Source organism: Streptomyces sp. DT2A-34, from assembly GCF_030499515.1.
GTDB lineage: Bacteria > Actinomycetota > Actinomycetes > Streptomycetales > Streptomycetaceae > Streptomyces.
In genome coordinates this window covers 1,453,948-1,477,574 of record NZ_JASTWJ010000001.1, presented here as the reverse complement: position 1 = coordinate 1,477,574, position 23,627 = coordinate 1,453,948, and the positions used below count along the sequence as shown (strand labels likewise).

At 69.9% G+C, this 23,627-nt stretch carries 18 protein-coding genes; 8 read left to right on the top strand and 10 right to left on the bottom strand.

What is annotated here, in order from left to right; all coding sequences use genetic code 11:
• Positions 1 to 78: 78 nt before the first annotated feature.
• A complete protein-coding gene (locus QQM39_RS06385) occupies positions 79 to 2,901 on the top strand; it encodes a DEAD/DEAH box helicase (protein ID WP_301995651.1) in 2,823 nt (940 codons plus the stop codon).
• Entirely contained in the window at positions 2,898 to 5,084 is a 2,187-nt protein-coding gene (locus QQM39_RS06380; RefSeq protein WP_301995650.1) for an SWIM zinc finger family protein, read from the top strand. Before QQM39_RS06385 ends, QQM39_RS06380 begins: the two co-directional genes overlap by 4 nt.
• Positions 5,085 to 5,503: 419 nt before the next feature.
• Here the strand turns inward: QQM39_RS06380 and QQM39_RS06375 are convergent, their stop codons facing one another.
• Positions 5,504 to 6,088: a DUF485 domain-containing protein gene (locus QQM39_RS06375; RefSeq protein ID WP_301995649.1), complete on the bottom strand. Its 585-nt coding sequence runs from the start codon at positions 6,086 to 6,088 to the stop codon at positions 5,504 to 5,506.
• Between the two features lie 79 nt (positions 6,089 to 6,167).
• Between QQM39_RS06375 and QQM39_RS06370 the strand changes: the two genes are divergently transcribed.
• Positions 6,168 to 6,296 (top strand): hypothetical protein, encoded by a 129-nt coding sequence (locus QQM39_RS06370; protein WP_301995648.1) that lies wholly within the window; start codon positions 6,168 to 6,170, stop codon positions 6,294 to 6,296.
• Between the two features lie 227 nt (positions 6,297 to 6,523).
• On the opposite strand, the gene QQM39_RS06365 is transcribed toward QQM39_RS06370, so the two are convergent.
• The 8 genes from QQM39_RS06365 to QQM39_RS06330 all read right to left on the bottom strand — a co-directional run bounded on the left by QQM39_RS06365 (position 6,524) and on the right by QQM39_RS06330 (position 16,447).
• A complete protein-coding gene (locus tag QQM39_RS06365; protein ID WP_301995647.1) occupies positions 6,524 to 7,984 on the bottom strand; it encodes a cellulase family glycosylhydrolase in 1,461 nt (486 codons plus the stop codon).
• Between the two features lie 27 nt (positions 7,985 to 8,011).
• On the bottom strand, positions 8,012 to 9,304 hold the full coding sequence (locus QQM39_RS06360; RefSeq protein ID WP_301994513.1) for an IS256 family transposase: 1,293 nt from the start codon (positions 9,302 to 9,304) through the stop codon (positions 8,012 to 8,014).
• Between the two features lie 426 nt (positions 9,305 to 9,730).
• Positions 9,731 to 10,222: a hypothetical protein gene (locus QQM39_RS06355; protein WP_301995646.1), complete on the bottom strand. Its 492-nt coding sequence runs from the start codon at positions 10,220 to 10,222 to the stop codon at positions 9,731 to 9,733.
• A gap of 206 nt (positions 10,223 to 10,428) precedes the next feature.
• Positions 10,429 to 12,690 (bottom strand): hypothetical protein, encoded by a 2,262-nt coding sequence (locus tag QQM39_RS06350; RefSeq protein WP_301995645.1) that lies wholly within the window; start codon positions 12,688 to 12,690, stop codon positions 10,429 to 10,431.
• 54 nt (positions 12,691 to 12,744) lie between these two features.
• Complete coding sequence (locus tag QQM39_RS06345; RefSeq protein WP_301995644.1) at positions 12,745 to 13,506, bottom strand: hypothetical protein; 762 nt, start codon at positions 13,504 to 13,506, stop codon at positions 12,745 to 12,747.
• Between the two features lie 156 nt (positions 13,507 to 13,662).
• On the bottom strand, positions 13,663 to 14,322 hold the full coding sequence (locus QQM39_RS06340; RefSeq protein WP_301995643.1) for a Crp/Fnr family transcriptional regulator: 660 nt from the start codon (positions 14,320 to 14,322) through the stop codon (positions 13,663 to 13,665).
• Between the two features lie 43 nt (positions 14,323 to 14,365).
• Positions 14,366 to 14,857: a hypothetical protein gene (locus QQM39_RS06335; RefSeq protein ID WP_301995642.1), complete on the bottom strand. Its 492-nt coding sequence runs from the start codon at positions 14,855 to 14,857 to the stop codon at positions 14,366 to 14,368.
• A gap of 501 nt (positions 14,858 to 15,358) precedes the next feature.
• Positions 15,359 to 16,447 (bottom strand): hypothetical protein, encoded by a 1,089-nt coding sequence (locus QQM39_RS06330; RefSeq protein WP_301995641.1) that lies wholly within the window; start codon positions 16,445 to 16,447, stop codon positions 15,359 to 15,361.
• 746 nt (positions 16,448 to 17,193) lie between these two features.
• Here QQM39_RS06330 and QQM39_RS06325 point away from each other — a divergent pair.
• From QQM39_RS06325 to QQM39_RS06310, 4 genes are all read left to right on the top strand, one after another.
• The gene (locus QQM39_RS06325; protein WP_301995640.1) at positions 17,194 to 18,228 is read left to right on the top strand and encodes an IS110 family transposase; all 1,035 of its coding nucleotides are present in this window, start codon (positions 17,194 to 17,196) and stop codon (positions 18,226 to 18,228) included.
• Between the two features lie 32 nt (positions 18,229 to 18,260).
• Positions 18,261 to 19,559, top strand: coding sequence for a 4-carboxymuconolactone decarboxylase (gene pcaC, locus QQM39_RS06320; protein ID WP_301995639.1), 1,299 nt, complete (start codon positions 18,261 to 18,263; stop codon positions 19,557 to 19,559).
• 80 nt (positions 19,560 to 19,639) lie between these two features.
• Positions 19,640 to 20,275: an MBL fold metallo-hydrolase gene (locus QQM39_RS06315; protein ID WP_301995638.1), complete on the top strand. Its 636-nt coding sequence runs from the start codon at positions 19,640 to 19,642 to the stop codon at positions 20,273 to 20,275.
• A 56-nt stretch (positions 20,276 to 20,331) separates the two neighbouring features.
• Positions 20,332 to 21,111 (top strand): exodeoxyribonuclease III, encoded by a 780-nt coding sequence (locus QQM39_RS06310; protein ID WP_301995637.1) that lies wholly within the window; start codon positions 20,332 to 20,334, stop codon positions 21,109 to 21,111.
• A 109-nt stretch (positions 21,112 to 21,220) separates the two neighbouring features.
• On the opposite strand, the gene QQM39_RS06305 is transcribed toward QQM39_RS06310, so the two are convergent.
• Positions 21,221 to 22,987, bottom strand: a complete 1,767-nt coding sequence (locus QQM39_RS06305; protein WP_301995636.1) for an SGNH/GDSL hydrolase family protein — start codon at positions 22,985 to 22,987, stop codon at positions 21,221 to 21,223.
• A gap of 216 nt (positions 22,988 to 23,203) precedes the next feature.
• Between QQM39_RS06305 and QQM39_RS06300 the strand changes: the two genes are divergently transcribed.
• Positions 23,204 to 23,611: a DUF6278 family protein gene (locus QQM39_RS06300; protein ID WP_301995635.1), complete on the top strand. Its 408-nt coding sequence runs from the start codon at positions 23,204 to 23,206 to the stop codon at positions 23,609 to 23,611.
• The last annotated feature ends 16 nt before the right edge of the window (positions 23,612 to 23,627 follow it).

The window sequence follows — 23,627 nt, the reverse complement described above, 5'->3', positions numbered from 1 at the left end:
GCCGGGGCCGATTGTCAGACCCCGCCCGTAGAGTCGAAGACGGTTGATCCGACTCATGGGCGGGAGGTGACAGGACGTATGGGCGACATGGCCGCGGTGGCCGAGCGTGCGGGGGAGGCCGTCCCCGTCCGACTCGCGGCTGTCTTCCTGCCCGCTCCCCTCCCGCGCGAGGGGCGGATGGCCTTCTGGGACCCGGAGGGCGGCCCGCTGCCCGCCGAGGACACGGAGCTCACCGTCGTACGGCGTCATGGAGCCGGAGTCCGCCGCAGGACCACCCCCGCGCTGTCCCTGCCGCTCGCCGACGCACTGCCACTGCTCGTGCGCGCCCGGCGCGACCCGGCCGCCCACCCCGCCACCGCCTGCTGGGGAGCCGCCGCGCTGCACGCGCTCCGGCTCACCGCCCGCGGCCGGCTGCTGCCCGGCCTCACATCCACCGGCCACGACGCCTGGCGGGCCGGCCCGCTCGACCCCGACGACATCGCACACCTGCGAGCGGTCGCCGCGGCCCTGCCGTACGAGGGCCACGCGGTGCCCCTGACCGGCCCGGGCCCGCTGCGGCTGCCCGAGCCGGAGGCGCTGATGCGCGCCTTCCTGGACGCGGTCGCGGACACCCTGCCCCGCACCCCCGCCGCACCGCACGCCTCGGGAAAGCCCTTCGCCGCGCGCGAGGCCCAGCGCCTGCCCGACGCCCACGACTGGGCGGCCGAGGTCGCCGCCGGCATGGACGCGGGCGTGCGCATCTCGCTCCGCCTCGACCTGTCGGCGTACGACCTCTTCGACGGCGGGGGCGACGGCGTGCGCAGCGCGGGCGCGGCGATCGTCCAGGTGCACAGCCTCGCCGACCCCACCCTGGTGGCCGACGCGGCTGCCCTGTGGTCGGGCGAGGCGGAGGCGGCGTTCGGGCCACGCGCGCGGGTGGACGCCGCGCTGGCGGTGCGGCGCGCGGCCCGGGTGTGGGCCCCGCTTGACCGGCTGTCCGAGCAGGACGTGCCCGATGTACTGGCCCTGTCCGACGAGGAGTTGGGCGACCTGCTGGGCGTGGCGGCGACCCGGCTCGCGGCGGCCGGGGTGGCGGTGCACTGGCCCCGGGACCTGGCGCAGGACCTGAGCGCCGCCGCGGTCGTGCGGCCGGCGCCGGGCTCGGCGACCGACGGCACCGGCTTCTTCGAGAGCGAGGAACTGCTCCAGTTCCGCTGGCAGTTGGCGATCGGCGGCGACCCGCTCACCGAGGGCGAGATGGACGCGCTCGCCGAGGCGCACCGCCCGGTCGTCCGGCTGCGGGACCGCTGGGTTCTGGTCGACCCGGCCCTCGTCCGCAAGGCCCGCAAGCGCGAACTGGGCCTGCTCGACCCGGTCGACGCGCTGTCCGTCGCCCTCACCGGCAGCGCCGAGGTCGACGGCGAGACGGTCGAGGCGGTACCGGCCGGCGCCCTGGCGGCCCTGCGCGACCGCCTGACGGCGGGTGTCCGCCCGGCCGAACCGCCGCCGGGACTGCGGGCGACCTTGCGGGACTACCAACTCCGGGGCCTGGCATGGCTGGACCTCATGACCTCCTTGGGGCTCGGCGGCTGCCTGGCCGACGACATGGGGCTCGGCAAGACGATCACGGTCATCGCCCTGCACCTGAAGCGCGCCCGGACGGCCCCGACCCTGGTGGTCTGCCCGGCCTCACTGCTCGGCAACTGGCAGCGGGAGATCACCCGTTTCGCACCCGGCGTCCCCGTCCGCCGCTTCCACGGCCCGGACCGCACCCTGGAGGACATGGACGGCGGCTTCGTCCTCACGACCTACGGCACGATGCGGTCGACGGCACCCACGCTGGCCCAGCACACCTGGGGCATGGTCGTCGCCGACGAGGCACAGCACGTCAAGAACCCGTACTCGGCGACGGCGAAGGCCCTGCGCACGATCCCGACTCCCGCGCGCGTGGCGCTGACCGGCACACCGGTCGAGAACAACCTCTCCGAGCTCTGGGCACTGCTCGACTGGACGACACCGGGCCTGCTCGGCCCGCTGAAGTCCTTCCGCGCCCGGCACGCGCGCGCGGTGGAGAACGGCGAGGACGAGGAGGCGGTGGCCCGGCTGGCCCGCCTGGTCCGCCCGTTCCTGCTGCGCCGCAAGAAGTCCGACCCAGGCATCGTCCCGGAGCTGCCACCCAAGACGGAGACGGACCACCCGGTCCCGCTCACCCGGGAACAGGCCGCGCTCTACGAGGCGGTGGTGCGCGAGTCGATGTACGCGATCGAGACGGCGGAGGGCATGGCGCGCAGGGGCATGGTGCTCAAGCTCCTGACGTCCCTGAAGCAGATCTGCGACCACCCGGCGCTGTACCTGAAGGAGACCGAGGCGGCGGCGACCGAGCGGCCGGCCGCCCGCTCCGGCAAGCTGGCCCTGCTGGACGAACTGCTGGACACCTTGCTGGCCGAGGACGGCTCGGCGTTGGTCTTCACGCAGTACGTGGGGATGGCCCGGCTGATCGCCTCCCACCTCGCCGCGCGGGCGGTCCCGGTGGACCTGCTCCACGGCGGCACGCCGGTCCCGGAACGCGAACGCATGGTGGACCGCTTCCAGAGCGGCGCGACGCCGGTCCTGGTCCTGTCCCTCAAGGCGGCGGGCACCGGCCTGAACCTGACCCGCGCGGGCCATGTCGTCCACTTCGACCGTTGGTGGAACCCGGCCGTCGAGGAACAGGCCACCGACCGCGCCTACCGCATCGGCCAGACCCAGCCCGTCCAGGTCCACCGCCTCATCACCGAGGGCACGGTCGAGGACCGCATCGCGGAGATGCTCGAGTCGAAGCGGGCCCTGGCCGACGCGATCCTCGGCTCCGGCGAATCGGCCCTGACGGAACTGACGGACCGTGACCTGTCCGACCTCGTGTCGCTGCGGAGGACGTCATGACGGGGCCGGTGGAGCGGGGGAGTGCGGCTGGCGGGGCGAGCCCTGAAGCTGCTCCGAGTGGCGCCGAGCGTTCGGATCCGGCGCGATCGTCCGAGGTCCGCCCGGCTGACGCGGCACGCCGGGCGCTGCGGGCCGCGCGGGAGCGACGCGAGGGGGCGGCGGGGGGTTCCTCCGAGGGCCGGGACCTGCCGCAGGTGGAGGCTGTCGGCGAGTCGGTTCCGGACAACGGCGAGCGGGATGAGCGCCCAAGGGCTCGGCCGGGTGACGCGGCCCGGGCGGCACTGCGCCGCGCCGGCGCCGAGACCGGCACGTCCGGCATGTCCGGCACATCTGGCACGACCGGTGCGGAAGCGGACCGCTCCGGCACCGAAGCACGGCCCGTCCCGCACACGCCCGACCCCGCATCCGATCGGCGTGGGGCGCGTCCCGCCGATGTCGCCCGTGAGGCGTTGCGGGCAGCCCTCGGGGAGAGGCGGCAGGCCCGGGCGGACGAAGAAGAGGGCGGGGACAAGGAGCGCACGCGTCGGCCGCGACGTCCGGCCCCGGTCGATCCCGGGGTTCGAAGGGGTTCCGCCGACGGGGCAGCCGCTCTCCGTGCGCGTGAGGTAAGGGAGTTCCTCGCCGAGGCCTTCCGGATGCCGCCCATGGACGAGTCGCATGCGGACGAGTCGCATGCGGACGAGTCGCATACGGACGAACCCTATGCGGACGAGCCGTATGCGGATGAATCGGCGACGCCCGATCCGGACACTCGGCACCGAAGCGACCCGGCTCGCCGCGCCCCCGACTCGCCCTCCACGCCGGCCCCGCAGTCCCCCACCTTCCCGGCACTCACCGACTCCGACTCAGCACAGGCGGGGCCACCCCCAGCACCCTCGGCGCAGTCCGTTCCCGCCACACCCCGGGTCCCCCGATCCATGGCAGCCCCGGTCCGGGACGGTGAACTCCGCCGTACCTTCCCGGCGTTCGCGCCCCGCCCGTCGGACGACGTCCGCTTCGCCGAGACCTGGTGGGGCGATGCCTGGGTGGCCGCCCTGGAAGAGGGTGCCCTCGATCCCAAGCGGCTCGCCCGCGGACGCGGCTACGCGCAGGAGGGGCACGTCGATGCCATCACCGTGACGCCGGGGCTCGTCCTGGCGTATGTGCGGGGCAGCCGTCCGCGGCCGTACCGCGTGCAGGTGCGGTTGCGGACGCTCGGTGACCGTGACTGGGCGCGGTTCCTGGACGCCGCGGCCGACCGGCCGGGACACATCGCGGCGTTGCTCGACAAGGAGATGCCCCACTCCCTCGCCGAGTGCGGGGTACCCCTCCTGCCGGGCCCCGGCGAGCTCGACCCCCAGTGCAGCTGCCCCGACCGCGGGCACCCCTGCAAGCACGCCGCCGCCCTCTGCTACCAGACCGCACGCCTGCTGGACGCCGACGCCTTCGTACTGCTCCTGCTGCGCGGCCGAGGTGAGCGCGAGCTGCTCGACGCCCTCTCACGCCTGAGCGCCGCCCGCGCGGCCCGTGCCGCACAGGAGCGGGAACCGGCGCCCCTCCCGGGCGTACGCGCCACCGACGTCCTGGCCCCGGACCGCCAACTCCCCCCGCTTCCAGCCCCCTTGCCGGCGCCGCCGCACCCCGAGCAGCCTCCCGTCTACCCGGCGGCACCGGGCGGCCCGGACCCCTTCGCGCTGGACCAGCTGGCGACGGACGCGGCCGTCCGCGCGCACGCTTTGCTCAGCACCGGCCGTGATCCGGTCGCCGAACTGACCCTGTGGCAGGACGCGGTACGACTCGCCGCGGCCCGCCCGGGCTCCGGCCTCACCGCTGCCACCCGTGCCCTGTACGCCTCCCTCGCCTCCGCAGCCGACCGCACTCCGGCAGAGCTGGCGCGTGCGGTCGCCGCCTGGCGCCAGGGCGGCCTCGAAGGCCTCGCCGTCCTCGAAGAGCCCTGGGACCCGCCGGCCGGCCGCTTCGACCGTGCCCGCCCGCTCCTCCTCGCTGCCGACCTCCCCGCCTTCCGCCCTTGGCGCAACCACCTCACGCACCCCCGCGGCCATGTCCAACTCCGCCTCGGCCGCGAGGGCCTCTGGTACCCGTACGAATCGGAACCGGGCCACGACGACTGGTGGCCGCGCGGCACACCGGACCTCGACCCGGTCGGTGCCCTGACCGGCCTGGGCGCTTCGCCGGAAGGCTGACACGGTCGACTGCCGCGGCCCGCAGCGGCAACCTCGGGGGGCCTCTCGGGCCGGAGGGCCCGCCGGCCGTCCAGTTCTGCTCGGTGCTGGGCGGGCTGCGGCGCAGACGGACCCGTTTCGGGGCCACTGTCCGCGGCTGAGCCGTACCGGCGTGACGTGAAGGCCATGTGAGGGTTTCTCGCTGATGTGCGGGAGCCAGGTGTGAGGACGTGGGGCCCAGTAGGGGCCCGGCGCTCAGAGAAGGCGGTTAGCGTGGAGCGGTGAGGGAGACGAAGACCCCTGCCCTCCAGTACCGCTTCGACGGCCCGGAAGACGCCCCGGTCCTCATCCTCGGCCCCTCGCTCGGTACGACGTGGCACAGGTTGTAGAGACCGTCCAGGGGCGTCTACGCCAGTCCAGCGCGGGCATGAAACCGCAGGTCAGGCCCTCCTGGTCCGGTAGGGGCCGCCCAGTTGGTGATGGCTGTGTGATAGGCGGGTGATACGGCGAGGCCCTGCCGAGGACCATCCTGGTGGGGTCTGTGTGCGAAGCCGTGAGACGACGAAGCCGCACCGGAGCTCTCCGGTGCAGCTTCGTCGTAGGCCGTCTGCTCCTGGCGTACGGGGTGCTGTCCGAGGCCGGCTGGAACCCGGGCGACTCCCCGCATGGACCTTCAGCTCCTGAGTGACGGGGTCGACGTGGGCGGCGCAGTAGCGGGTGTACCAGTGAACGGCTGCTGCGGTGGCTGCGCACAGCGCCAGGCCACCCGCGAGGCCGACGGACAGCCGGCCGATCAGGACCAGGCCCATGAACTCGGGTGCCAGGGCGGCGAGGACGGCGTTGAGCAGGAAGAGACCGAGGACAGCGCCCGTGACGGACCAAACCGGCCTGAGCCGTCTGGCGCGCAGCGCGAGCAGATCGGCCACGGGGTCGTCGACCCGCTCGTCCCGGAGGTTCCAGCCCTCTCCGCCTCGTTCGTGCCAGGGGTCGCGGCGGTCGGGATGCGGGGTAGCGCCATGTGTCATGAGGGCTACGTTTCCGTCTGGGGCGGCTGGCCTGCGGGTACCACGCATCCTGGGCGGGCCCGCGGACGCCGGGTGCCCGATGAGTCTCGCCCTCGAACTGGTCGCCGCCCCTTCCTTCCACGTCTTCACCGTCTTCGCGCCCTTCGTCTGCTGCGCGCTGTTCCTGGCCGTGCTGGTCAGGACAGCCTGTCTACGACGGCTGTCCTGACCTCGGGGCCTACGTGAACTGGCGAACCTGCCCACCCAGGCTGCATCGGACGTCTCACGACTCTTGATGCTCAAGCGACGCCCGATCTCACGGGCGATCGGAGTCGCCCTGGACCGAGCAGGAGGCGTGGGAGCCCCTTGGTCGAAAGCCGCCCGGGCCGAGTTGTGCCGTGGGGACATCCGGCCGGGGCGGCGTCGTGCGCAGCTGGGCAGCCGCTGGGTGGTCGGTCAGGGGGTCGCGTAGGGGTCCTGGCTGATCAGGTGCGCCTTCAGACCCTCGCCGACGCCGGGCTCCGGGGTGCCCGCCCAGTCCTTGATGAGCACGCCACCGGTGCTGCAGCCCCACGGGTTCCAGGTCCACGCGAGATAACCGATGCTGTGGGCGTCAGCCCAGTCCACCAACCGCTGCATGTAGTCGAAGCCGCAGTTGTCCTGGCCGAACTCACCGATGACGACCGGTACCTTTTGTGCGAGCGGCGCGACCTGACTGTCCCAGCAGGATGCGGTCGCACAGGCGTTGAAGCTGTACGCATGCCATGACGCGGCGATGTTGTTCAGCGGGTCGGTCGGCATGTGCGTCAGCCACTCGCGCATGTCGTTGGCCCACTCCAGGCCACCCAGGATGAGGATGTTGGTCGCGCCGGTGGCCCGGACCGCGTCGACCAGGTCCTGCATGCCGGCCGTCTCATACGGGAGGCCCGTGCAGGTACCGCCGTCTCGCCAACACCGCCAGCCGGCGGTCTTGTCCCAGTCGCCGGCGATCTCCGGGTACGGCTCGTTGAACAGATCGAAGACGACGGCGTCATTGCCCTTGAAGGCGTTGGCGACACCGGTCCAGAACTGGGGGGCGTACTGCGCGTCCGGCATCGGTTTCTGGCACGTCGCGGTGGTGTCCTTGCAATGCCAGTCCGGCCCATTGGTATAGGCGCCCCGCGTCCAGTGCAGGTCGAGGATCGGGGTGATGCCATTGGCCACCAGCAGGTCGACGTAGTCTCTGACGCCCTGCTGGTAAGTGGTTCCACTGGGCGAGCCGTTGATGCCGAGCCAGCATTCCTCGTTCAACGGCAGGCGTACCGCGTGGATGTTCCAGGTCTTCATCGCGTCGACGGAAGCCTGGTCGACCGGGGCGCCGTCCCACAGCCCCTTGCCCTGCACACAAGCGTATTCACCGCTGGAGCGGTCCACGCCCAGCAGCCGGTACGGCTTGCCGCTCGCGGTGACGATCTTGTTGCCGGAGACCTTCAGCTCCGGGGCCGGACCACTGGGGCCGCTGGTCGGAGTGGCGGTGGGGCTGGGGGACGGGGATGTCACCGAGCCGGTACAGGTCACGCCGTTGAGCGCAACCGATGCGGGTTCCGGATTGGCGCCCTTCCACGCACCGGTGAACCCGATGGAAGCCGACCTGCCCGTATCCAGCGCCCCGTTCCAGTCGAGGCTGGTGGCGGCCACGCGGGTTCCGGACTGTGTCCACGTGGCACTCCAGCCGTTGCTGACCTTCTGGTCGGAGTTCGGGAAGTCGAACGTCACGGTCCACCCTTGTACGGGGGAGCCGAGATTTGTGATGGCCAGGTCTGCGGTGAACCCTCCCGGCCATTCGCTCTGCACCTTGTACGCGACCGAGCAGCCGGTGGTGGCTGCCGATGCGGGCAGGGTGGCGATGGCAACGCCACCCAGGATCGGGTCTGTCAAACGAACGGTGTAACTGGGGTGGTTGGGTTAGTGGCGGGCCGCTGAGAGCCGGCCGTCGAAGGTGATGTCGAAGGCGTTCAACGCGGTCTTCCAGCGCATGGTCCATCGGGCTTGGCCCTTGCCGGTGGGATCGAGGGACATGATGGCCATGTAGACGCACTTCAAGGCGGCCTGCTCGTTCGGGAAGTGTCCGCGGGCCTTGACTGCCCGCCGGATGCGGGCGTTGACCGACTCGATCGCGTTCGTGGTGCAGACGATGCGGCGGATCTCGGTGTCGAAGCGCAGGAACGGAGTGAACTCCTCCCACGCGTTCTCCCAGAGTTTGACGATCGCCGGATACTTCCTGCCCCAGGCGTCGGCGAACTCCGCGAACCGGTCCAGGGCGGCCTCCTCGGTCGGCGCGGTGTAGACGGGCTTGAGGAGCCTGGCGATCTTGTCCCAGTCCTGGCGGGCGGCATAGCGGAAGGAGTTCCGCAGCAGGTGGACCACGCAGGTCTGCACGATGGTGCGGGGCCAGACCGTCTCCACCGCCTCGGGCAGTCCCTTGAGCCCGTCGCAGACGAGCATCAGCACGTCAGCGACGCCGCGGTTCTTGATCTCGGTGAGGATGTGCAGCCAGTGCTTGGCACCCTCCCCGCCGTCGCCGGCCCACAGGCCCAGAATCTCGCGCCGGCCCTCGACGGTCACGGCCAGGGCCACGTAGATGGGCCGGTTGGCGACTGCGCCGTCGCGGATCTTCACGTGGATGGCGTCGATGAAGACCACCGGGTAGACGGCGTCGAGTGGGCGGCTTTGCCATTCGGCCATGCCCTCGAGGACCTTGTCGGTGATGGTGGAGATGGTCTGCCGCGAGACCTCGGCGCCGTAGACCTCGGCCAGGTGGGCCTGGACCTCGCCGGTGGTCAGGCCCTTCGCGGCAAGCGAGATCACCATCTCGTCGACGCCGGTCAGGCGCTTCTGCCGCTTCTTGACGATCTTCGGCTCGAACGAGCCGTCCCGGTCTCGGGGCACGGCTATCTCCACCGGCCCAACCTCGGTCAGCACGGTCTTGGAGCGTTTGCCGTTGCGGGAGTTGCCGCCGTCCTTGCCCGCCGGATCGTGCTTGTCATAGCCGAGGTGGTCGGTGATCTCGCCCTCCAGGGCGGACTCCAGCAGCCGCTTGGTCAGCTGCTGGAGCAGCCCGCCCTCACCGGTCAGCTGCAGACCCTCTGCCTGCGCCCGGCTCACCAACTCGTCGATCAGCTGGTCGTCGACGGCCTTCGCCGACACAGCCGCCGCCGACTCGCCGACCTCGTGCTCGGCCACGTTCTCACTGGTCATCGGTGCATCTTCCATGATCGGGAGTTACACCGAACGATTTACAGTCCCTCCCGACGCGCATAAGGCTGTCCTCGGAGCCTGGGAGCGTCTTGACGCTGCGCTGACCATTGCCGCATGAACATCCCTTCGCCCTGTCCTCATGGACAGGGCGAAGACGTCTGTGTGCTTGTGGAAACCTTGGTCAGGGGCGTCGGTCGGTCGGCTCGTCCAGCCTGGGCGGGGCCAAGGGCGACTCAGCCCTGGATACCTGGTCGGGTGTGGTGGCTTGGTGGCCGTGGAGTCGATAGACCATTTCGTCGGGACAACGGTCCAGGCGGGCCTGGCGCCAGGCGACGTCGTAAGACAGAGGGGTTGCGCTGCGCCGTTGAATAAGCAGGGCTCGTAGGCTCGTCAGGGGGGCCAACAGTATCCGCCACAGGGCGAGCTTCATGGGTGCGCCCTTCGGGATGCTCCTTCAGACCCGGACCTGTCCACTGGCGCGATGCTGTTGGGGAGACTGCCGCCGTTGAGAGCCTTGAGGGAGTCGGACAGTACGAGCATGGCCTGCTGTCGCTTCTCGATGTCCGTGAACCCTTGGCCGACCTGCTCCCACTGCTGCAGGAGTGGGAACCACCAGCGGTCGCAGGAGCAGATCAGACGAGCAAGGCGCTGGAGTTCGGCAACGTGATCGTCGCCCAGCGCTCCTGGGGTGTGGTGCTCCAGTTGGTCCAGGACGACGAGGTCGGGGTGGTCGTAGAGGTTCTCCTTCAAAAAGCGGAGGCGGCGGATGCGTTGCTCGTCCGCCGTCCGCTGTGCCAGTAACTCCTGTGCTGCGGTGGGCAGACCGAGAGCCGCGTGGACGGCCAGCAGGCAGTAGTTCGGCGCACGGCGAGGCAACTGGCCGAGGGCGGCGTTGATGGCGTCCTGTGCGGCGGGCACGTCCGAGGCTCCCAGACGCGCCGCTGCCTCGGTGGCCGTGGCATGCACTGCGGCGCGTACTGTCTCCTCCACGTTGGGAGGTACGCGTCGGCGTGGTCGCCAGGTGATCGTGTACACGGCCTCCAACGAGATGCCGTCGGTGGCGCTGGGCAGGAGGCGCGGCTGGACGGATGTACTCGTACGGACGGCGCGGTGCCACGGCCGCCTCATGCGATGTTCTCTTCGAGCGGGAAGACCGTGCGCAGACGGCTGTCGACGAGGTGGTTGTAGAAGTCGTCAGCCACGCTGACGCCTTCAGCTGTGGAAATGCCACGCAGCTCGTTCATGAGCTTCATGCCGGCCTCGAACATGTTGTGGCCGCGTAGCGCCGGCAGAAGTTGTTCGCGCAACTGCGTGTAGGCGCCGGGGTCGCCGGCGCAGGAGCGGATCCAGTCCGTCAGACGCGAGATGACCTGGGCAGCGGTGTCCGCAGAGGAGAGCAGGTCGTGGACGGCTCGCTGTACGTCGATGTTTGGGGGAGGGGAGCACACGAGCCACGGCTTGCCGTCGCGGCGTACGGTCATCAATGCGAGGAAGGCCAGTCCGCCGCCACGTGCGGAGACCTTGCCCTGTTGCCAGCCGTGGACCTCACCGGCCAGTCGCTGGGCCACGGTGGGGTGCTGGACCAGAGCGTCAAAGGCATCCAGGACTTGGCTGACTACGGCGTGGTCGTTGTTCTTGTGCGCCACGCGGCGCAAGCGCACCATCGCCCGCTTGGCCAGAGATGTGTCGACGGAGGAGTCCTCCAGGATGCGTCGGCACAGTGCAACCACGGCGGGCGCGTAGCTTTTCTGCTCCGCCCACCCGTAGAGCGCCTCCCACGCCAGGCGTCCGACATGTTCGTTGCGCACGGCGCTTTCCATGACCGCACCGAGCACCTGTGGGTGACTGCCGCCGACGAGTTCGCCCAGTGTCGTGAGGTAGTCCACCGTTCCGTGCCGGACAGTGAGCTCGGCCAGCGCGGCCACTGCGTGGTCTTCCGAATCGGCGCTCTGGGCTGTCGCGACCAGCCAGGTTAGCAAGGGCTTGCGCATGAGGTCGTAGTTGTCCCAGACGTATTCCAGGATCGCGCGTCCGTAGGCGGGCCGGTCGAAGACCACCGTGTCCTGCATGTCGACTCGGCCCCCGACATCCTGGATACGCCGACGCATGCCCCGTCCGGCCAGGGCACTGACGGTTGGTGAGGATCCTGTTGCTGCGCCAGGAGCGTCGGTGCTGCGCCCGATGGCTTCCAGCAGAGCGGCTGCACTGTGCGCGACGACGGGCATGGGTGCGGACTGCTGCACGGCCAGGGCCAGCAGCAGACAACGGTCCTCCACGGTGAGTGAGGGGTTGTCGTGGGTGTGCAAGCTGTTCGTCTCGCCGAACAGGCTGTCGAGTTCACCGCGCCAATCGGTCAGCGCCGCGATAATGCGTTCTTCCAGAGTGCTCTGGGTTTCACTCTCGCCGTCGGCCTGTGCGAGCGACTGCTGGGAGGTGGTGTGGGTATGTTCCTTCCAGGCCATCGCGACGGTGTGTGCGGCTCGAACTGCGGCCACCGCCGTCAGTCCGCGCAAGGAGGCGGTGGCCTTGGGGAGGGACCGCAGGGATGTGACCAGCTGGCTGTAGCCGTAGCCGTTCAGATGCGCTTCGACCACGTCCTGGGCATCGGGCGCCTCATGTAGACGAACCACTTGGATGCCATCACGATCGCTGAGGCGGTGATCCTTCCACAGGTCCTGTGCCACGGTCAGTACCAGGTAGGAGCGGCAGTCGCGGAGGTGGGTGGCGTGTTGTGACAGCGCGTTCAGGAAGTCGGCCGATACCTGGTCGTTCTCGGGGTGTTTGAGGTCAAGCTGGTAGGCGTGCGCCTTCTCCAGCGGCAGGCGGCCCTTGGTGGGGGTCTGCCAGTCCGCGTCCAGCTTGACCACGGTGGTGTTGTTAGCGGTGTGCTCGGCCAGCAGCCGCAGAGCGAGGGTTGTTGAGCCGCATGAGCGGGGCGCCACAATGATCGTCACCGGTTGGCGAGGGCGGCTGGTGACAGGATTGATGATCTGCTGCCAGGCCGTGTCCCAGTGCGAGCTGCGAACGAACGGCTGATCGAGCAGCTGCTCGCGACTTTGTTCAACGCCTTCCAGTAAGTCGCGCTTTCGGGTCTCCAGGATCAGCTCTTCGATGACGTTGGCGACGACGTCGGCATCCCCGTACAGGTGTGTCGCTGCGCCGGCGGTTTCGTGCAGGCGCGGCGCGGCCTGGACGGCATCCGCCGATGGGTAAGCGGGGGACGGGCTTGGGCTGCCGAGGCCCGCTTCCGGCTGATCGGGAGCCCCGGTGGCGGGTCGCCACCGGCGCGGCAGCCAGCTGCCGGAGCCGTTGGACTGGTTCTCGCCGGCCTCGCTGGTCGGCGGGTTGGTGTCGGACCGGGTGGGGTCGAACGGTACGTCAGACATTCGGGAACTCCAGGGTGAGTGACGGAGGAGCGGCAGAGCGGGAGGCTGGGCGCCTCACCGCTGGCGACGGTCGATCCGCACGTTCTTGATGCGATTGGCGATCGTGGGGTCACTGACCTGACCGTGGAACTGGATGGTGCCGCCGCTACTGACAGCCGGTGTTGTCGGCGCATCGCTCAGCTGCGCGGTAGAGGGGGGAGTAGACGCCGGCGGCGCGGCATCGGTGAGGTAGGGACGTACGGCCGGGCCGGTCAGACCCGGCACATGAATCCGGCAGGGCTGCTCGAAGCCGGGCTTGTCGCTGACGCGGGCAACTGCCCCGAGGAAGTGGTGCTGACCCAGATCCGGCGTGCGTCCCGCGTGTACGGTGCGCTGGTAGACGACCTCGGAGAGCGCGGCCGCGAGGAAGGCACCGCTGTCCTTCGCGGCGGACAGTGCCTGGCGGGTTGCCTGACTGTCGAGCAGCCGGGCGGTCTCGTTGATGGCGTTACCGCGGTGGTCGGGGACGGACAGAGGGCCTACGTGCACGCTGGCCCGCAGTCGCAGGAGCGGACTACTGGCCAGCCGCTGCTGTTCGTAGCGCACCAACGCTGCGTTGAGTCGGCCCAGTAGCGGGTCCACGAGCCGTGCCAGCACCGAGGGCGGGAACAGCAGGATCGCCCCGTCGCCGCTGTCCTTGTAGCCGCCAGGAAGTTCCTTCGGGTCGGGCAGCTGACATTCGGCGAGCACGGTTGCCACGATGTCGTCCACGTCGCAACGGGCGGCGGCCATCTTCGCTTCGGCGATCTGGCTGTACTTCTCCATGTCGATCGCCACGAGGGCGAGTTCAGCGGGCACGTCCAAGGGCTCTGCATGCAGCGGCACATTCATCGGGCACCGTCCTTTCAGCGCAGGCGGTCGGGAGAGTGTCCATGCTGATCTGGAGGCGTGCCCACCGCTGCCCAGCAGTGGGCACGCACGAAGTGCGGCCTGTCACTCCTGCGTACGCGCGTGCGACTGAATCGAATGGATGTCGCGAACGAGGAGCCCTCCACCTGAAGTGGTGCGAACCCAGTCCTGCTCGCGCCAGGGCTTGAGGGCGTTGACCACCGCATTGCGGGAGGCGCCGATCATCTGAGACAGCTCTGTCTGTGTCAGCCGTACTGCGAGATCCGACGCTGAACTGGATGCGGCTTCGACCAGTCGGGACAGGGCTGATGCCAGGCGTAGTGGCACAGAGGCGGTGGCCAGTTCGAGCCGGACGGCTTCCGATTCCCTGACTCGGGCAATGGCATGGCGCAGCAGAGGGGCGAGCAGATCATGCTCCTCGACGAACGTGAGGAAGGCGCCAGCAGGGATGATGCGGATGTGGCAGGTCTCCGCGGCGATGACTGTGGCGGTGCGTGGCTGGGAGTCCAAAACGGCCAGCTCTCCGAGTAACTCGCCGGCGCCGCGCACGGCAAGGAGTGTTCTTCCCCCGCAGTCCCCGGCAAGAGTGATCAGCGTTGACCCGGATTCCAGCACGATCACGTGTGTTGCTGGATCCCCCTGGCGGAGTAGCACACTCCGAGCGGGCCTGATGCGCTGCGGCGCGAGCGCCTTCAGTTGTGCCCATAACTCGTCACCGATCACCGTGGCATGCGGCTGATACACACGTCCCCCTGCTGCGCGGCCCCGACATCCTTAGGTGATCGTCTCAACTAGCCAGAATGTTGCTCAATAGGCATATTCCAGCCATCGAGAGAGCTGCTAGGGCAAAATCCACGGCCAGGCGGGCCGCTCGCAGCTTCCTGTCCGCCAGCCAGGCAAGCACCTGCAGCCGGTGGGCCTCGACATGCCGTTCAAGCTCCCCACGCGCGGCAGCACTCACACCGACCCGGTCGCTGACGACCGCCTCGCTCATCAGCTCGGCGCGTAATCCCGACCTCGGGACTACGGGTCGCAGGGTGAGCAACGCAGCCCCAATCGCGGCAATCAGTAGCAGGCACATCAGTACTAGGGAGATGACCGCGAGCAGGGGCATGCCATCTGCGCTCGACAGCACGGCAACCCCTGCGGCCAGCAAACCACCGGCTATTCCACACAACGCCGTGGCTTTCGTATCCGCCCGCTGTACCTCGACAAGGGCACGCTCGGCATGCCCTTGGAGTCGTTGCACCTCCGACGCAAGTCCCCATGGCTCGTGCATACCGCCCACACCCTCCGCAGCCGTCGTGTGCTTGTCATGGCAGTGGCCAGCTTGCTCGCGGTCGCCAAGGCGTGTTGCCTACCGCAGGGCACGAGGAGCGCTGGGTTCCTCACTCCGACCATCTGAAGGTGGTAGCCATGGCAGTGTCGGTGTCGGCGAGTCGGCACAGACGTAGGAGCACACGGTCGAGTTCGATGTCAGCCGATAGGCGGGTGTCACGACGGGGAGGCCACGGAGAGCTCTGCCCCGGCGTGCCCGCGGGCTGAGCAGCGGCCCGCCTTGAGAGGTCCGGGCCCGGGCGGTAGTGACGCTCATTTGACGCTCGGCCCCGTGGAGCCCGTTCGGCGGGCCCAAAATGCGGGTTTGACCTGTAGGTCCTCTCTCGTTCTCCGATCCTGACATGCCTTCGATGACCCACCACGTCGGTGTGCCGCGATTGAACCGGTCGCGAAGAGCTCCTGAACTGCGGTTGCGTGTGCGCACACTGTGCGGTGCGGGCGTTCAGTAGGTGGGGCCGTAAGGGCTCCAGTGCCCGAGGAAGGGTTTCAGGTCGTCGGCTCGTGGCTTGGGAATGTCGGGCAGCCGGGGCGGTGTGTTCAATGGGTCGAGGCGCTCAACGGTGGCCGCTGCCCAGCTGATCCATTCCTCGGCTTCGGTTCTGGCTTGGCCCGGAGGCATGGCCTCGACTCGTGTGCGTACGGCGCTCACGTATTTGGTCAGTCGGGTGGCATGGCGCCATGCCGCTTCCTGAGCTTCTAGGTGCCGGACGCGGTACGCCTCCGCGTACCGGATGCGGGCTTGTTCCATGGCGGCTTCCCAGCGGATGCGCTTCTGGCGTGCCGCTTCGGCCTCGTCCTGGCGTCTGCGTTCGGCGGCTTCGCCGCGAAGCGTGACCTCTGGTGCGATCTCGACGAGCTGCTCTTCGAGGGCGTGGCCGGGAGCGTCGGCCCATTCGCTCGCCCGGTGTGGCTGGCCGCCGCTGAGGATGATGCGGAGGCGTTCGGATGGGGTGTAGTCGAAGCGGGGGATCCTTACCCAGGTGTTCTTCTTGGCGTCGGCGAGTTCCTTCTCGGTGGCGACGTGCTCGGTCCGGTCCTGCTCCTGGAGGACGAGAAACCCCACGGTCTGGCCCTGTGCGGTGATGGTGAAGTGGGGATTTGCCCTGCGGCGGCGATGAGGTGGGGGTGCGAAGCCGGTTTGGCCGGCCGAGCAGGTGTGTCCGTCGGCCTCGGCAACGGTGATCAATGCCTGGATAAGTCGGAGAGCGCGTATTTGGACGGGCTTGGTCAGGCCGAGCGGCTGGCGTTCGTTCTGCATGGCCCGGATTACGGCGTGCGGCCGAGTGAGCCGCGAGGGCACGGGGACGGGGGCGAGGACGGCAAGGCGCCAGGCGGGGATGTCGACGAGTTTGATCTCGTACCCGTCACGGCACCAGCTTCCGTACAGCTCCTTCGTCTCCGGAATCCTTCCGGATCTGCGTGCGGCGGCGACGCGGGACGGCCACTTTTCCAAGTCGGGACCGCTGCCGCTCTTGACGATCCTGCCGCCGACCTCCCCGAGCTCCTGTAATAGCTGCTCCGTGAACGTCACACGAGGCTGTGAGGGAGGGCCTGGCTTCCGCTCGCCGGCCGGAGTCGCCTGCGCTCGGGTGACCTGGGGGCGTGGAATGGCGGCCTGGGTCTTCCGCGGGCGTGATCCGCGGGGAGGGTATGTGCCGTGTGCCAGGTAGTGCTGGCCGGCGCTCGTCAGGGCGACGCTCCACTGCCCGCTTTTCCGGGAGACCGTCACCAGGCCCCGGTTGTGCAGTGCCTGACAGGTGGTCTTGTAGGAGCTGGTCTCCCATACGCCGGCAGGGCACCCGGTCCCCACCCACTGCAACACGGAGAGCTGCCGCTCATTGACCCGTCGTTCCAATGGTCCGCCTTCGACTCGAAGTGTCGTACGACGGCGGCATGGTGCCAGTTCTGTTCGTCGGCGACGGGCGGTTCGAGTCAATTCGCTCGAACGAGCGGGCTGACGTGGATGGAAGCCGGTTAGACGGAGAACAGTAGGCAGGTGCTGTTCTGCGGCGGGTCTGACTCCTGAGATGTCTGACCGGGGTGTCCTGATCACACTGTGTCGACCACCGACCGGGGACGGTGCGTTGCTGGTCTCGGGCTGACCGGGCGTGTCTCGATAGGGGCTTGCCGGAAAGGCGTCTTCACGATTCTGACCGTCCGCACGGCCCTGTGCTGGCTAGCGATAAGCCGTCGGCCTGAAAGGGAACAAGCGTGATCGGCACGCCCTCCGCTTCGCGTTCTCGTCGGCGCCGGCCGGCGAGGGAGGTGGTCCTGGGAGTGGACACGCACCGGGATGCCCATGTGGCCGCTGTGCTCTCCCTGGTGGGGGAAGTGATCGGCACCGAGGAGTTCCCGGCTACCGCGGCTGGATACCGAGACCTGCTGGGATGGGCCAGGGCGTCGGGTACGGTGCGCCGGGCCGGAGTGGAAGGGACCGGTTCCTTCGGGGCGGCCCTGTCCCGCTACCTGCTGGCCCAGGGCGGGGACGTTTTCGATGTGAATCGGTTCGACCGGGCCGACCGCCGTCGGCGCGGCAAGTCGGACCCGCTTGATGCCGAGAACGCGGCCCGGGCGGTGCTGAGCGGGCGGGCGCGCGCCCAGGCCAAGGCGGGCGATGGGCCAGTGGAGATCGCCCGGATGTACAAGCTGGCCAAGGACTCAGCGGTCAAGGCCCGCACCCAGGCGATCAACCAGCTCAAGGCCGTCCTCATCCGTGCCGATCCGCAGCTGAGGGAGGAACTGGCCGGGCTGGGCAACGCAGAGCTCTTGCGTACCTGTGCAGGGCTCGTCGACGACAGCCTGAACGACGAGGCCGACGAAGGGGCGGTGCTCCACGCTACGCACATCACCCTGTGTCTGCTGGCCCGGCGCATCGGGCAGCTCAGCGAAGAGGTCCGGGAGGTGGAAGGCCGCCTGACCCGGCTGGTGGAGCGCCACGCTCCGCAGTTGCTCGAGGTGGTGGGCATCGGTCCGGACACCGCCGTCACTTTGCTGATCACGATCGGGGACAACCCGGAGCGCCTGGGCAGTGAGGCGTCATTTGCGGCGCTGTGCGGTGTCAGCCCAGTCGAGCGTTCCTCGGGCAGTTGGCAGTACCGTCGCCTGAACCGGGGCGGCGACCGGCAAGCGAACGCGGCCCTGCACCGGATCGTGCAGACCCGCCTGCGCGTTGACCCGCGTACCCAGGACTACTACGAACGCCGCAGCAAGGAGGGCAAAACCCGGCGCGAGGTAGTCCGAAGCCTCAAGCGCTACGTGGCCAGGGAGGTCTTCCACCTGGTCAGACCTGTGCAGTCGCAACCCCCGTCATAGGGGCAGTCGTGATACGTGAGAGGGTCTGAGGCGTGAGTGAGACACCGTCGAACACCCTGCAATACCGCTTTGACGGGCCAGAAGAGGCTCCCGTCCTGATCTTGGGCCCCTCCCTGGGTACCACATGGCACATGTGGGACCGGCAGGTCCCCGAGCTGACACAGCAGTGGCGCGTCTTCCGGTTCGACATGCCGGGACACGGCGGCGCGCCCGCGTACCCGGCGGGCTCCGTCGCCGACCTCGCCGAACGGCTGCTCGCCACCCTCGACGGCCTCGGCGTACAGCGCTTCGGATACGCGGGCTGCGCGCTCGGCGGAGCTCTCGGCATCGAACTCGCGCTGCGCCACCCCGAGCGCCTCGCCTCGCTCGCCCTGATCGCCGCCTCGCCCCGCTTCGGCACGGCCGACGAGTTCCGGCAGCGGGGTGTGATCGTGCGCACGAACGGCCTCGACCCCATCGCCCGCACCTCTCCGGACCGCTGGTTCACCTCCGGGTTCGCCGCCGCCCAGCCCGCGATCACCGAGTGGGCCGTACAGATGGTGCGTACCACCGACCCCGGCTGCTACATCGCCGCCTGCGAGGCACTCGCCTCCTTCGACGTACGGTCACAACTCTCCGGCGTCGCCGTGCCCACTCTCGTCCTCGTCGGCTCGGACGACCAGGTCACCGGTCCCGCCGAGGCCCGCACCCTGGTCGCCGGCATACCGGACGCCCGTCTCGCCGTCGTCCCCGGCGCCTCCCACCTGGTGCCCGTCGAGCAGCCCGCGGCCGTCACCGACCTGCTGGTCCGGCACTTCTCCACCGCCTGGCAGCCCGCCTACGACTCCTCCACCGGCCAGATCGCCATCCTGGCCGCCCCCGTCAAGCCGGTCCTGGCCGCCGCGCCGCCGCAGCCCGCGCCCATCGCCGAGATAGCCCCGGCCGTCGTACAGCCGCAGACCGTAGGACGGCCGGACCCCTATGACGCGGGTATCAAGGTCCGTCGCGAGGTCCTCGGCGACGCGCACGTCGACCGGGCGCTGGCGCAGGCGGACGAGTTCTCGGGGGACTTCCAGGAGTTCATCACCCGGTACGCGTGGGGCGAGATCTGGGGCAGACCCGGCCTCGACCGGCGCTCGCGCAGCTGTGTCACCCTCACCGCTCTGGTCGCGGGCGGCCACATGGACGAACTCGCCTTCCACACCCGCGCCGCCCTGCGCAACGGACTGACCCCCGACGAGATCAAGGAAGTGCTGCTGCAGGCCGCCGTCTACTGCGGCGTACCGGCGGCGAACAGCGCGTTCAAGGTGGCGCAGCAGGTCATAAGGGAGGAGACCACTCCCACGGAGTGATCGAACGTGGGCGTCGGCCAGGCGCCGCAAGCACCCCCCTGAGCCGCCCTTCGGCCGGGCGGCGGGGGCAGGATGGTGCCATGAAGCTCACGAAGAAGTCGCACGCCTGCGTCCGCCTCGAGAAGGACGGGCGCACGCTCGTTCTCGACCCCGGAGGATTCAGCGAGGAGGACGCCGCGGTCGGCGCGGATGCGATCCTCGTCACCCACGAGCACCCCGACCACTTCGACGAGGCGCACCTGCGGGCGGCCATGGAGGCCAACCCCGCCGCCGAGATCTGGACGCTCGCCTCGGTGGCGGAGCAGATCTCGGCGGCGTTCCCGGGCCGCGTGCACACCGTCGGCCACGGCGACACCTTCACCGCGGCCGGCTTCGACGTCCAGGTCCACGGCGAACTGCACGCCGTCATCCACCCGGATATCCCGCGCATCACGAACGTCGGCTACCTCATCGACGGCGGCAAGGTGTTCCACCCCGGCGACGCCCTCACCGTGCCGGACCGCCCCGTCGAGACGCTGATGCTCCCGGTCATGGCGCCCTGGAGCAAGATCTCGGAGGTCATCGACTACGTCCGCGAGGTCAAGCCGCAGCGCGCCTACGACATCCACGACGCCCTGCTCACCGACCTGGCCCGCCCGATCTACGACCGTCAGATCGGCGGCCTGGGCGGCGCGGAGCACCTGCGTCTGACTCCGGGGGACTCGGCGCAGGTGTGAGCGGGCCCACCCCGGGCGGGGCCGGGTTGTCAGTCCCGCCCGGTAAGTTGTCAGGCATGCGCATCGCGACCTGGAACGTGAACTCGATCACCGCCCGCCTGCCCAGGCTGCTGACCTGGCTGGAGAGCAGCGGCACCGACGTGCTGTGCCTGCAGGAGGCCAAGGTCGCCGAGGAGCAGTTCCCGTTCGACCCGCTGCGCGACCTCGGCTACGAGGCGGCGGTCCACGCCACCGGCCGGTGGAACGGCGTGGCGGTGCTCTCCCGCGTAGGCCTCAAGGAGGTCGTCAAGGGACTCCCGGGCGACCCCGGCTTCGACGGCGCCGTGGAGCCCCGCGCCATCTCCGCCACCTGCGGCCCGGTCCGCGTCTGGTCGGTGTACGTGCCGAACGGCCGTGAGGTGGACCACCCGCACTACGCCTACAAGCTCCAGTGGTTCGAGGCCCTCAAGGCCGCCGTCGCGGGGGATGCGGGCGGCAGCCGCCCGTTCGCGGTGATGGGCGACTACAACGTGGCGCCGACGGACGACGACGTCTACGACGTGGCGGCCTTCGAGGGCCTCACTCACGTCACCCCCGCCGAGCGCGCCGCCCTCGCCTCCCTGCGCGAGTCCGGCCTGTCCGACGTGGTCCCGCGCCCCCTGAAGTACGACGCCCCGTTCACGTACTGGGACTACCGCCAGCTCTGCTTCCCCAAGAACCGCGGCATGCGCATCGACCTGGTGTACGGCAACGAGCCGTTCGCCAAGGCGGTCACCGACTCCTACGTGGACCGCGAGGAGCGCAAGGGCAAGGGCGCGTCGGACCATGCACCGGTGGTCGTGGACCTGGACGTGTAGCCAGGCCGGCCATTTCCAGCCTGTCCGGAGTTTGAGGACGAGGCGGTTCAGGCCGAAGGGGGGCCTGGGGGGCGCAGCCCCCAGACGGTCCCTGCGACGCCGGGCAACGTCACCGAAGCAGCCCCCGCAGATCCACCGACTCGGCCAGCGCAGCGAGCCCGGCGTCGCCCGGATGCAGATGGTCCCCGCTGTCGTACGCGGGCAGCATCCGGGACGGCCGCGCCGGGTCCCGTACCACGGCGTCGAAGTCGAGCACGCCGTCGAACGCGGGGCCGGTGCGGATCCAATGGTTCACCTTGAGCCGCTCCGCGTCGGCCGCCGCCGTGCAGCGCACTTCCCCCTCGCACGGCAGGATCGTCGCCGCCAGCATCCGCAGCCCCCGCGCGTGCCCCCGGTCGGCGATCGCGCGCAACCCGGCGATCACCTGTTCCGCGGTCGTGCCCCACCGCACATCGTTGACGCCCTCGAACACCACCACCGTGCGCGCCGACGTCTGGGCCAGGACATCCCGGTCGAACCGGTACAAGGCGCTCACCCCGGCCGTGTCCGTGGACACTCCGTCACCGGGATAGCGGTCGCTGACCACACGGTTGCCGGAGATCCCCTGGTTCAGCACCCCATAGCGCGGGACCACATGCTGGTTCAGCAGCCGTGTGGCCAACACATTGGGCCACCGCCGGTTGGCGTCCATCGTGGACCTGTCGCCGTCGGTGATCGAGTCCCCCAGCAGCACCACGGACCCCGGCCCACCGCCCACGTCGACACCTGTCAGCAACGGCCAGCTGGTCAGGACCGTGCCGTACGACGCCGCGGAGCCGTCCGCCGTATGGTCGCCGGGCCCGCTCACATACGACCGCTGCTGCGCGAGCCGGTGCACGGGCGCGGCCGGCACGCTCCCGGGCAGATGGAAGCTCACCAGCAGATTGGTGTCCGCGGGCACCTCGAAGCCGAGCGGATCGCTGTACGCCTGCGCCCCCGCCGGGATCTCGACGCCCGCCCTGCCCCGGAAGGACACCGGAACCGGCGTCCTGCGTGCCGCCGCGCCCGCCTCCTGCACCGCCACCGTGGCGCTCCCGATCCGCACCGGCGCCGCCGCGAAGGTGTTGTCGAACCGCAGCCGCACCCGCGGCCCGCCCGCCGAGGTGTGCACCACCAGCCGCAACGTCCGGTCGGTCCACGGCCCCACGGTCGGATAGCCACCCGTCGCGGTGGCCCAACTCCCCGTCCAGCCCGGGGGCGCGGCCCGCACCGCCAGCGCGAACACATGCAGCCCGGGCGCGAACGGCAGCCGTACCGAGGCGACCTCGCGCCCCATGACCAGCGGCACGGTCATGACGTACAGCCGCGCCCGCTCGGCGAGTTGGCCGCCGGGCGTGTTGATGTGCGGCAGGGCGACCGCCTTGGTGGCGAGCGGGCCGGTGCGCCAGTCGGAGGCGGTCAGGCTGTAGCCGGTCCGGGTGCCGTCGGCGTACGTCACCGTCCCCGTGCCACCGACGTCGTGCCCGTCCGTCCCCGCCACCAGAAAGGCGAGCGCGTCACCGCGGCCGCGCACCCGCACGTCCTGTCCGTTGGCCCGTACGTTGTCCGGCTCGCCCGGCCGCCGGTTCGGCCAGGTCAGCCGGGCGCCCTGCACGGTGAGCACGCGGCCGGGTGTCCAGCCCGCGGCCGAGAGGTCCTGCGCGGACAGGGAGCCGCCCACCCCGTCGAAGTCCGCCTCGGCGGGACGGGTGTTGTAGCTGACCGCCGTGTTGTCGAAGAGCCGCTCCAGTGGGAGCGGCCCGGCTCTGCGCTCGGTGGCCGCCTGCGCGGTGACACCCGGCACCAGGGCCGCGCTGAGAGCGAGGACGACCGCGGAACTCCACACACGTCGGCGCAACTCCGACTCCTCCCGTTCGCGACCGCTCAGGACCGCGTATGACTGCACATGACAAGTTCAGTGAGACGTTCAGGCGAGACGCAGGACGCACCGTGAAGTTAGAGAGGCGCCCGTGACCCGTCAACGAGCCATGCCCGAACTCGGCGTGAACTCGACCGGAATCGGTGGCCCGCGCGCCTGTGGTGCGTTCGGCAGTACGAATGACACGCTGGGGGTATGAAGATCCCTTTTCTGGGCGACCGGCCCGAGAAGCGCGGGGCTCCTGACCCCGAGGGCATCGCCGAACTCCTTTCCGAGTGCGAACTCCTGCGCTCCCACGCGTCGCGGGCCGGGGTCCAACTCGACGACAGCGCGGCCTCGTTGGAGGCGGTCGACCAGTTGGTGCCGCGTTGGCGGGACGACGAGGAGGTCCTGCCCTGGCTCGGCAACGACGCCGGTCTGTATCTGGGCACCGTCATCGTGCGCACCGTGCCCGGAGCCGCGTGGAAGATCCGGCCGGACGGTCAGCCGGTCGTCCGGCTCGCCTCCGGGCGTGAGTTCGATGTCGTGGCCTCGGGGCAGGAGTGGGCCGCGAGCGGGGTGCCCGAGCTGTCACAGCTGTACGCGGAAGTGGCGGAGGCGTAAGGCGCTGATCTCGGGA

Bases quoted from the DNA above. Each gene is read 5' to 3' on its own strand.
- QQM39_RS06385 (WP_301995651.1), top strand. From the start codon at position 79: ATGGGCGACATGGCCGCGGTGGCCGAGCGTGCGGGGGAGGCCGTCCCC.
- QQM39_RS06380 (WP_301995650.1), top strand. From the start codon at position 2,898: ATGACGGGGCCGGTGGAGCGGGGGAGTGCGGCTGGCGGGGCGAGCCCT.
- QQM39_RS06375 (WP_301995649.1), bottom strand. From the start codon at position 6,088: ATGACACATGGCGCTACCCCGCATCCCGACCGCCGCGACCCCTGGCAC.
- QQM39_RS06370 (WP_301995648.1), top strand. From the start codon at position 6,168: ATGAGTCTCGCCCTCGAACTGGTCGCCGCCCCTTCCTTCCACGTCTTC.
- QQM39_RS06360 (WP_301994513.1), bottom strand. From the start codon at position 9,304: ATGACCAGTGAGAACGTGGCCGAGCACGAGGTCGGCGAGTCGGCGGCG.
- QQM39_RS06350 (WP_301995645.1), bottom strand. From the start codon at position 12,690: ATGTCTGACGTACCGTTCGACCCCACCCGGTCCGACACCAACCCGCCG.
- QQM39_RS06335 (WP_301995642.1), bottom strand. From the start codon at position 14,857: ATGCACGAGCCATGGGGACTTGCGTCGGAGGTGCAACGACTCCAAGGG.
- QQM39_RS06315 (WP_301995638.1), top strand. From the start codon at position 19,640: ATGAAGCTCACGAAGAAGTCGCACGCCTGCGTCCGCCTCGAGAAGGAC.
- QQM39_RS06310 (WP_301995637.1), top strand. From the start codon at position 20,332: ATGCGCATCGCGACCTGGAACGTGAACTCGATCACCGCCCGCCTGCCC.
- QQM39_RS06300 (WP_301995635.1), top strand. From the start codon at position 23,204: ATGAAGATCCCTTTTCTGGGCGACCGGCCCGAGAAGCGCGGGGCTCCT.